This is a genomic window from Paraburkholderia bengalensis, assembly GCF_037126505.1.
Lineage (GTDB): Bacteria > Pseudomonadota > Gammaproteobacteria > Burkholderiales > Burkholderiaceae > Paraburkholderia > Paraburkholderia bengalensis.
This window is the reverse complement of sequence record NZ_JACFYJ010000254.1, coordinates 1-1,228: the sequence shown is the minus strand read 5'-3', so window position 1 is coordinate 1,228 and position 1,228 is coordinate 1. Positions and strand designations below refer to the sequence as shown.

Sequence of the window (1,228 nt, the reverse complement as noted above, 5' to 3'; positions counted from 1 at the left end):
ATCGCGCTGAAAAGTTAACAGCTCGGCGCCTCGTTTACAACACCTCCCGCGTCAAAAGCAAAAATGCCGTTCAGTGCTTAACTGAACGGCATTACCGCAACTGCGGGCTTTTTCGTGTCGGCAGGCGCTCCTGGACGGCGCTGCCCAGGCTCAGAACGACTCGTCCGGGCTCAGATAGCGCCACTGTCCCGGCGGCAACGCGCCGAGCACCACGCGGCCCATCCGGACGCGCTTCAGGCCGACCACGTGCAGACCTACCAGCTCGCACATGCGGCGAATCTGGCGCTTCTTGCCCTCGCGCAGCACGAAGCGCAACTGTTCGCCGTTCTGCCAGCTGACCATCGCCGGCTTGAGCGGCACGCCGTCGAGCTCAAGACCGTGACGCAGTCTCGCGAGGCTTTGGGGCGGAAACTGCTGTTCGACGTCCGTTTCGACATCCCCGTACGTGACGCGCACCAGATATTCCTTGTCGATTTCCGAATGGCCGCCAATCAACTGCTTGGCGATGCGCCCGTCCTGGGTCAGCACCAGCAGGCCGGTCGAATCGATATCGAGACGTCCTGCGGGAGCCAGCTGGCGCAGATGCGCGGCGGAAAAACGGATGTCCGTGCGGTCGCCGTCCCAGCGATTTTCGGGTTTGACGAGCGTCACGGCCGGCTCGTAGCCGTCTTCCGCCTGGCCCGACACGTAGCCCACCGGCTTGTGCAGGACGATCGTCACCTGCTTCATTTGGGCCGCTTGTGCGGCGGGGTCGATCTGGATGTCGGCATCGGGGCGGACCTTCGTGCCGAGCGTATCGATGACGACGCCGTCGACGGTCACCCAGCCCTTTTCGATCCACTCGTCGGCTTCGCGGCGTGAGCACAGGCCGAGCTCGGACATCAGCTTCGACAGGCGCAGATTGCCGGGCGCATCGTTGTATTCTCCTTCGTCTCGCTGGCGCGGCGCTGCCGCCGGTCGCACCTTGCGGCCCGGCTTTTCCGCTGGGCGGTCGAAACGCGCCGGACGGTCGAAGCTGTCCTCGACGGAGCGCGCATCACGCTTTGCTTTCGTCGCGCGCGGCGCCGGCTTCGCGGCGGCTGGCGGCGCATCGGCGGCGCGGTCCGGGTAAGCAGCTTTCACGGGTCTCGCGTAGGCGCGGCGTTCGGTGTGGCTTGGCGCGTCGTCGCTGCGCGCACGGCGCGGCGCACCTTCGGCGCGCGGCCGGCGCTCTTGCTGCGCGCCACGA

Annotated in this window: 1 protein-coding gene; it reads right to left on the bottom strand. The window is 66.4% G+C overall.

All coding sequences use genetic code 11. The features are described from left to right. Positions 1-150 precede the first annotated feature (150 nt). On the bottom strand, positions 151-1,228 hold a 1,078-nt coding region (locus H3V53_RS43065), incomplete at its 5' end, for a pseudouridine synthase (RefSeq protein WP_336603021.1).